The organism is Agriterribacter sp., assembly GCF_035444585.1.
Classification (GTDB): Bacteria; Bacteroidota; Bacteroidia; order Chitinophagales; family Chitinophagaceae; genus Agriterribacter.
Genome location: NZ_DAOMOZ010000252.1, coordinates 1 through 6,195, shown reverse-complemented (window position 1 = coordinate 6,195; position 6,195 = coordinate 1). Strand labels below are relative to the sequence as shown.

The 6,195-nt window shown below is 42.1% G+C and carries 5 protein-coding genes and 1 tRNA gene; 5 read left to right on the top strand and 1 reads right to left on the bottom strand.

What is annotated here, in order from left to right; translation table 11 throughout:
* The first annotated feature begins 204 nt into the window (after window positions 1–204).
* The 4 genes from PLH26_RS19175 to PLH26_RS19160 all read left to right on the top strand — a co-directional run bounded on the left by PLH26_RS19175 (window position 205) and on the right by PLH26_RS19160 (window position 4,600).
* Window positions 205–1,719: a sensor histidine kinase gene (locus PLH26_RS19175; protein WP_324587635.1), complete on the top strand. Its 1,515-nt coding sequence runs from the start codon at window positions 205–207 to the stop codon at window positions 1,717–1,719.
* Window positions 1,658–2,881 (top strand): DUF4407 domain-containing protein, encoded by a 1,224-nt coding sequence (locus PLH26_RS19170; RefSeq protein WP_324587634.1) that lies wholly within the window; start codon window positions 1,658–1,660, stop codon window positions 2,879–2,881. Before PLH26_RS19175 ends, PLH26_RS19170 begins: the two co-directional genes overlap by 62 nt.
* A 93-nt stretch (window positions 2,882–2,974) precedes the next feature.
* Complete coding sequence (locus PLH26_RS19165) at window positions 2,975–3,745, top strand: LytR/AlgR family response regulator transcription factor (protein WP_324587633.1); 771 nt, start codon at window positions 2,975–2,977, stop codon at window positions 3,743–3,745.
* Window positions 3,746–3,886: 141 nt separating this feature from the next.
* Window positions 3,887–4,600 (top strand): tRNA1(Val) (adenine(37)-N6)-methyltransferase, encoded by a 714-nt coding sequence (locus tag PLH26_RS19160; protein ID WP_324587632.1) that lies wholly within the window; start codon window positions 3,887–3,889, stop codon window positions 4,598–4,600.
* A gap of 111 nt (window positions 4,601–4,711) precedes the next feature.
* Here PLH26_RS19160 and PLH26_RS19155 read toward each other — a convergent pair whose 3' ends face one another.
* Window positions 4,712–5,920 carry an NAD(P)-dependent oxidoreductase gene (locus tag PLH26_RS19155; protein ID WP_324587631.1) on the bottom strand — a complete coding sequence of 403 codons (1,209 nt, stop codon included), beginning with the start codon at window positions 5,918–5,920 and terminating at the stop codon, window positions 4,712–4,714.
* 153 nt (window positions 5,921–6,073) lie between these two features.
* Here PLH26_RS19155 and PLH26_RS19150 point away from each other — a divergent pair.
* Window positions 6,074–6,157: transfer RNA gene (locus PLH26_RS19150), tRNA-Leu, on the top strand.
* The last annotated feature ends 38 nt before the right edge of the window (window positions 6,158–6,195 follow it).

Sequence of the window (6,195 nt, the reverse complement as noted above, 5' to 3'; positions counted from 1 at the left end):
TAAAGAGCAATCTTTTCGACTGCTGCTGCTCCGAAACCTTTTTCATATAGACTGATTGCTAAATAGCCCAGGAGGTAAGAGATGATTATAGCATTGTCAGGTGGGCGGTATTCGCGAAGTTTCATCACATCGAACCCCGCTTTCATCACATTTTAATAACTGCATAGCCTATCTGCCTTACTATTGCAAAAACTTTTACGGTTTATGCAAATAAAAAAGTTAGAGCCCTGGGGGGCAGTGACCATTCTCCTCATTTACATGTTTGTAAAAGCATATGAAAGCGTAAGTTTTTCTTCGAATGCTTTATTACATAAATACGGACAGGCGGCCATCCGCAACCATCTTGTTTTTGATTATTACAAGTATTACCTGATCCCCCAGCTTATCATTGTTGTTGTTATTGCTGCCGTTCTCTTTGCATTAAATTTCAAGATCCTTCCGCAGCAGCTCGGGAAGAAAAACTACATGGCTGTTGCGGGTTCGTTTTTTATATCGTTTGTGGTGGTATTCCTGGTTGTATTCATCTGCAATACCTGGCTGAGATATCCCCTGTACGCCATATACGATACCAAAAAAGGAGCCGATATGCAGGTAATGAAAGAATCCTTCGGACAAACCTTAGTTGTTTTCCTGCTGTTTACCGCTTATTACCTGTGTAAAATGCTGGTAGCTTGGTTGTACAATGAAATTTTGAAAACCAAACCGGCATATAAAAAATTATTTATTGAAATTGTTGTAACGGGCTGGTCATGGATAATGCTACTGGGTTTTTCCTTTGTTTTCAGGGAATATATTTTCCGGTGGGTTCCCGCATTCGTTCTTGTGCTCCTTCCTTTTTTTATCACACTGTTCTTTTTATGGGCTTATTTTTTTTTACCGCGGTATGCAGTACACGCCAAAAAAAGAAAACTGTTATTCCCTTCTTTACTTATTATTATTGTTTTCGGCATTCCTTTGTTTGTATTATTTGCTGTGCTTTCCGAAGCAGCCAGAAATGAAGGAGTATTTTTTTCCGTTGTCCTTTTTGTTTTAGGACTGCTATTGGTTACCTGGTTCTTGGCCCGATTCCATTTTGATCAGCAAAGAGAAAAATCAAAAGAAATACAGCACCTTAAAGAAACCGTTTCGCAAAAAAGCGCCGATATAGATTTCCTGCGCTCCCAGATCAATCCTCATTTTTTATTCAACGCCCTCAACACCATTTATGGCACTGCCCTCCAGGAAAATGCCGACCGCACGGCAGAAGGTGTGCAAAAGCTGGGCGACATGATGCGGTTCATGCTCCAGGAGAACCAGGAAGAAAAGATACCCTTAGACAAAGAGATCAACTATTTAACAAATTATATTGACCTCCAAAGGCTGCGCACACTTACATCTCCGGATATAGCCATAGACCTTACTATAAAGGATAAAGATTGCCGCCACTACATCGCTCCCATGCTGCTCATCCCTTTTGTGGAAAACGCTTTCAAGCATGGTATCAGCCTCAAAGAAAAATCATGGATAAAAATTAACATATCGTGTGATACTGAAAATCTTTATTTCGATGTTTATAATAGCGTTCATCTTAAAAAAGAAGATGATCCCGAAAAAAACCGGTCAGGCATAGGACTGGAAAATGTAAAACAACGTTTATCACTTTTATATCCGGGGCAACATGAATTACATATCAGATCAACCAACACAGAATACTTCATCCACCTCACCATCCGGCTATGACACTGAAACATCTTCATGGGATAAAATATTATGGTGGATGGCGGCAGCCGATGCCAGGCTGATGAAGGATTGCGGGCCCGACAGGTTCCGTTATACCGTGATCGGCTACACGGTAATGGCTACCTGGATCTTTGCCACTTTGGCCTGGGGCTATTTTTTTTCTACTTTATTTGATGATATCCTGGTCATTTTACCTGCTGCTGTTTTTTTTGGATTTGTGATCCTTACCATAGACCGCGGCCTCATTGCAGGCATTAACAGCAACGGTGGTAAGAACCGCTGGCTGTCGCTATCCGTAAGGCTTGTACTTGCGCTTACCATTGGCTTCTTTTTATCGCAGCCCGTTGTATTGATGCTCTTTAAAAAAGATGTGGATGCGCATCTGCCTGTTGTAAAAGAAAAGAAAACAGCAGCGTATACCCAACAGATCCGGCAGGAAAATACCATACCCTTACAAACTACCAGGTCAGAAATTGACCGTATCCGCAATGAGCAGAAAAGCCGCGAACAGGAAATTCTTGACCTTAAGAATGCCTATATCCGTGAAACAGACGGCACCGGAGGTTCCGGTAAGATTGGCGAATATGCCATAGCCCGTGTAAAGAAAATGGCCTACCTGAAAGCGGAAGAAGACATGATAGCCTGGAAAAGAACGGTGCAGGCGCCTTTAGACAGTGCGCTGGCACAGGAAAAGAAATTAGAAAATAATATACAGGCACGTATAGGCGAATTTGAATCAGGGCTGTCAGACGGATTTCTAACCCGTATAGAAACCTTAGACGATCTGATGCTTACCCACCCTCCTGTTAAATACCGTTACCGGCTGGTGATCATGCTGATCATGCTGATAGAATTAATGCCATTGCTTACCAAGCTCATGATGCCTTCGGGATTGTATGAAGAAAAAGTGCAGGATGCCGTTTTGCAGAAGAAACTGGCATGGCAAAACGAAAGGGCGGCCTTTCATGAAGTGGAAAAAACGTTTTATGAAAAAGCACTGGCTTCCGATAAACAACTGCAAAATGAAGTTATGGCTGAGATAGATGCATACCGCCGTAAAGAGGCTGAAAATTATTTTAACCAATGGAAGCAAAACCCCGGTAAAGTGCGGCAGTTCTGGGAACAGTTGAAAAGCAAGCTGCTGTATTTTAGCAGGAATTAAATTGTACAGGCAACCGGATGAAGTTTTGTAGTTTTATTCACAAATAAAATGAAGATGCCGGCCGCAGCAAATCTTTAGGCTTATATTTTCTAAATGCTCCACACTATCGCCATAGACGATGAGCCCATTGCGCTGGAAGTGGTAAAATCACTTTCGGCAAAAGTACCTTTTATACACTTACACGCCTGCTTTACCAATGCTTTTGAAGCGCTTGCTTATTTGCAGCAACAAAAAACAGACCTGATCTTCCTTGATATCAAGATGCCGGACATCAGCGGTATTGACTGGCTGAAATCAGTTGCACAGCCTCCTATGATCATCTTCACTACTGCCTATAGCGAACATGCTGTAGAAAGTTTTGAATTAGATGCGGTTGATTATCTTTTGAAACCATTTTCACTTGCCCGTTTTTTAAAAGCCGCCAATAAGGCCAATGAGCTGCACCGGTTGAAGTCTTCCGCTTCGGCTCAGGAAATCAGCCCCGACCATGTATTTATAAAGAGTGGCTATGAACAGGTGAGGATAGACTTCAACGATATCGTATACCTGCAGAGTGCCGGAAATTACATTCACTTTATACTTACTGAAAATAAAATACTTTCCAGGCTTACCATGAATGAAGTAGAAGCGCTGCTTCCTGCCGTTCGGTTTACCCGCATTCACCGCTCCTATATGGTTGCCAATAATAAAATTACCCGTATGGATAAATACAATATCTGGATAGATGATATTTGCCTGCCGGTAGGGCCGGGTTACAGTATGGCATTAGAGCGCCTCACCCTCGTTCTCTCTCCACGCTGTGTAGAGGGACGGCGCTTAACATCAGCAAGGGGCACGGGTTCTTCCAATTCAACAGTTGAATAAAATTGAACAATGTTCAAAGGGCCGGGTAAAATTCAAAATCCGAAAACCAAAGTATTAAATCCGAAGCCAAATTCAACTATAAACCATAAACTTATAAACGATAAACTAACCCCATCTAAATTTCAAATCACAAATCCCTTAATGCCCAACCCCTACTTTCAATTTAAACAATTTACCGTACAGCACGACCGGTGCGCTATGAAAGTGTGTACCGATGCCTGCATACTGGGCGCATGGTTTGCAAAAAAGATACCGCAGGGCAGCAGAGTGCTTGATATTGGCGGGGGCTCGGGACTGCTCACACTGATGCTGGCACAGAAAACAAAAGCGCAATTTGATGCCATTGAAAAAGACACACAGTCTTTTAAACAAATGACGGAAAATGTTGAGCGAAGTCAATGGAAGAATATGATCAATGCGTTTATGGGCGATGCAATTACTTATGCTTTCCCGGAGCTATATGATTTTATTATCTGTAATCCACCTTTTTATGAAAATGATCTGAAGTCGGGTAATGAAAAGAAGGACCTGGCCAAACACGATACCGGTCTAACGCTGGGAACGCTTATACAGGTTATTGATCACAACCTGGCAGACCGGGGCAGCTTTGGTGTACTCCTACCCTTTCACCGCACAGTGCCATTTGAACAACTTGCATTGAATAAAGAATTTTATTTATCGGAAAAGCTCCTCGTGAGGCAAACGCCCCGGCACGATCATTTTCGCAGCATCCTGCATTTTACACGTCATAAACCAGATGCCTTACAGGAAGACGAACTTATAATAAAACAAAATGACGGCAGCTACAGCAATGCGTTTACAGCCTTACTGAAAGATTATTATTTGTATTTATAAAATCTTTTTCGGAGCCACAGGTATTTAATTTTTGCCACGGGGACACGAAACCACAAAGCTTTTTCCTTTGTGTCTCTGTGCCTTTGTGGCGACATTTGTGTATTCGTATTTTTAGTTTTTCAGTAGCCCGGCATAATCTTTCAGATATTCATACGACGGGGTAAGCTTCCCTTTGTAAACAATGGTAGCCCTTTTTATCATGGGTGATCCGTTGTTGACAAGGTCTTCCAGAATATATTTTATTAACTGTTCACCAAAATACCGGGAAGCATCCCGCGGCAGTTCATTGGGCAGGTTGCCCACTGCAATAATATCAACAGACCCCTCCTGGTAGGGTGCTGTTTTTTCAAAGCTTTTCCTGCTCACTCCGTATACCGGGTCTTCAATGGTTTGATCGCCAAGATTGATGGGCACCGACCCGTTGGTGTCATCTGTAATATCGGCAATGGTTTGAATGATAAACCGGTCGGAACCGATAGCTTCCTTTTCAAACAAACGGGGCATGGTTTGTTCCCAGTACACCCCATTCAATAAAATATCTGTTTGTTCGGAATAAGGCAAAAAAGTACAGGCATATTGTTCAGGATGTTCGTGAAAATCAACGCGGGTATAGGTGCCCGTTTGTTTATGCCTGTAAAGATCGGCTCCTTTTAGCTGCGTGTATACAGGGTAGGCAAATCTGCGGCTCAGGTATTCGTCGGGCTCCACTTCGTGAATGCCTACAAGATTCATGATTTCAACAATACCGTGAGCTACGCGTCCCGATCCTGTCACGGCGATCTTTACATTAGGTATCCGCAATCCGAAATACGTATGTATCAGTTCCCGGAAGCTTCTTTGCTTATAAACACGTTCAAGATCATACAAACTGGTACGTTTGCCATAAGCCATCAGTCCGTTATGCGCACCAACCACGCCCGCAAAAAAACCAAAGCCAATGATCCGTTGCCCGTCTTCATGTTCAAGACATTCATAATCTATAAGCGTTATTTTTTTTTCAATTATTGCCCGTAGCAATTTTTGATTTTTGAGCTGTTTTTTTCTGGTATGGGAAAAGAAAAGATAGGTTTTGTCCGGTATCAGCATATCAACCGGCACTTCTTTGATACCGAACAAAATATCGCAACCGCTCATGTCTTCTTTTACTTCAACACCTGCAGCACTGTATTCCTTATCGGTAAAACAACGGTGAGCCGAGCTTTGAGCAATAATCTTTACATCCGCCGTTTGTTTATGTATCCATTTGCATTGAGCAGGTGTTAATGCTACGCGGTTGTCGGCAGGATGTTTACCTTCTTTTATCAGCCCTATTCTGATCATACCGGTAAATATAAATGGTAAAAAGAAGCTATACTATCAATTTTATTTGTATAACGGAAACGGGTAAAAAAAATATTGCTATTCTTAGCGGAATATGTAATATTGCAGCCCTTAATAAAGCATCTCATTTAAGGGTTTTTACAATTGTTTACTGCCCGGATGGCGGAATTGGTAGACGCGCCAGACTCAAAATCTGGTATTGGCAACAATGTGCAGGTTCGATTCCTGTTCCGGGCACAGCTTAGAGCAATATATTAATTTATATTGCTTTTTTA

Coding starts and splice junctions, on each gene's coding strand:
- PLH26_RS19175 (WP_324587635.1), top strand. CDS start 205: ATGCAAATAAAAAAGTTAGAGCCCTGGGGGGCAGTGACCATTCTCCTC.
- PLH26_RS19170 (WP_324587634.1), top strand. CDS start 1,658: ATGAATTACATATCAGATCAACCAACACAGAATACTTCATCCACCTCA.
- PLH26_RS19165 (WP_324587633.1), top strand. CDS start 2,975: ATGCTCCACACTATCGCCATAGACGATGAGCCCATTGCGCTGGAAGTG.
- PLH26_RS19160 (WP_324587632.1), top strand. CDS start 3,887: ATGCCCAACCCCTACTTTCAATTTAAACAATTTACCGTACAGCACGAC.
- PLH26_RS19155 (WP_324587631.1), bottom strand. CDS start 5,920: ATGATCAGAATAGGGCTGATAAAAGAAGGTAAACATCCTGCCGACAAC.